Consider the following 1,973-nt stretch of genomic DNA (forward strand, 5'->3'; position numbering starts at 1 on the left):
GGGGTGACGACGCCGCGGCCGGGCGCGCCGACGCCGGGGGCGAGCCCGTCGACGACGGCGCGACGGCGCAGCAGCGCGACGAGGGCGCCGACGAGGGGGCCGACGAGCAGGTCGAGGACCGTGGCGGCGCCGGGACCGACGACGAGCAGGGCGACGACGGGGGTCGTCGCCGTCGCCGTCGCGGCGGTCGCGGACGCAAGCGCCGCTCCGGCGGCGACGACGAGCAGGGCACCGGCGACGAGGTCGGCGCGGAGCGCTCCGCGGAGCAGGACGCCGGTGACGCCGACCAGGGCGAGCGGGCCGACGACGCTCCCGGCGGCGAGGGCGACCAGTCCCGTGACGGCACCGACCAGTCCCGTGACGACGCGGAGCAGGGTGACGAGCAGGGCGGCTCGAGCCGTCGCCGTCGTCGTCGCCGTCGCAGCGGCTCGGGCGGGGACGCGGACGGCGGTGCGGGCTCCGAGGACGACCGCCAGCGCCGCCGCGCCGAGGAGGAGGTGACGGGCCTCAAGGGGTCCACCCGCCTCGAGGCCAAGCGCCAGCGCCGTCGCGACGGGCGCGACGGCGGGCGCCGCCGGCCGATCGTCACCGAGGCGGAGTTCCTCGCGCGGCGCGAGAGCGTCGAGCGGGTCATGGTCGTGCGCGAGCGCGGCGACCGGACGCAGATCGCCGTGCTCGAGGACGGCGTGCTCGCCGAGCACTACGTCGCCCGGCGCACGCAGACCTCCATGGTGGGCAACGTCTACCTGGGGAAGGTGCAGAACGTCCTCCCGAGCATGGAGGCCGCCTTCGTCGACGTGGGCCGCGGGCGCAACGCCGTCCTCTACGCCGGCGAGGTCGACTGGGACGCCGCGGGCCTGCAGGGCCAGCCGCGCCGCATCGAGCTGGCGCTCAAGGCCGGCGACCCGGTGCTCGTCCAGGTGACCAAGGACCCGGTGGGCCACAAGGGCGCCCGCCTCACGAGCCAGGTCTCGCTGCCCGGCCGCTACCTCGTCTACGTGCCCCACGGCTCGATGACGGGCATCAGCCGCAAGCTCCCCGACGTCGAGCGGGCGCGCCTCAAGAAGATCCTCAAGGCCGTGGTGCCCGAGGGCGCCGGCGTCATCGTCCGTACGGCGGCCGAGGGCGCGAGCGAGGAGGAGCTGCGCCGCGACGTCGAGCGCCTGCAGGAGCAGTGGGCCTCGATCGAGCGCCGCTCGACGTCGGTCGCCGCGCCGAACGCGCTCTCGACGGAGCCCGACCTCGCCGTCAAGGTGGTCCGCGACGTCTTCAACGAGGACTTCACCCGCCTCGTGGTCGAGGGCGACGACGCGTACGCGGTCGTCAGCGAGTACGTCGGCGGCGTGGCCCCCGACCTCGCCGACCGGGTCGTGCGCTCCGAGGACGCCGACGTGTTCGCCACCTACCGGGTCGACGAGCAGATCGCGAAGGCGCTCGACCGCAAGGTGTGGCTGCCGAGCGGCGGGTCGCTCGTCATCGACCGCACCGAGGCGATGACGGTCGTCGACGTCAACACGGGCAAGTTCACGGGCGCCGGCGGCAACCTCGAGGAGACCGTCACCCGCAACAACCTCGAGGCCGCCGAGGAGGTCGTGCGCCAGCTCCGCCTGCGCGACATCGGCGGCATCATCGTCGTCGACTTCATCGACATGGTCCTCGAGAGCAACCGCGACCTCGTCCTGCGGCGCCTCGTCGAGTGCCTCGGGCGCGACCGCACCAAGCACCAGGTCGCCGAGGTCACCTCGCTGGGCCTGGTGCAGATGACCCGCAAGCGGGTGGGGCAGGGCCTCATCGACGTCTTCAGCGAGCCGTGCGAGCACTGCGGCGGCCGGGGCGTGCTCCTCCACGAGGAGCCGCTCACCGGGAAGGGCGGCGACGACGCCGGCGCCCGCGGCGGGCGCCGCGGCGGCGGCCAGGAGCAGGGCGACGCCGAGCGGGACGGCGGGGACGGCGGCGGACGCTCGCGCCGCTCG

General features: G+C 75.4%; 1 protein-coding gene. It reads left to right on the plus strand.

Annotated elements, in window-relative coordinates; genetic code table 11:
- Window positions 1-1,973, plus strand: a 1,973-nt coding sequence (locus HLB09_RS16310; protein ID WP_171204357.1) for an Rne/Rng family ribonuclease, incomplete at both ends; no start/stop codon positions are given.

The organism is Pseudokineococcus marinus (genome assembly GCF_013004605.1).
In the GTDB taxonomy this organism is placed as follows: domain Bacteria; phylum Actinomycetota; class Actinomycetes; order Actinomycetales; family Quadrisphaeraceae; genus Pseudokineococcus; species Pseudokineococcus marinus.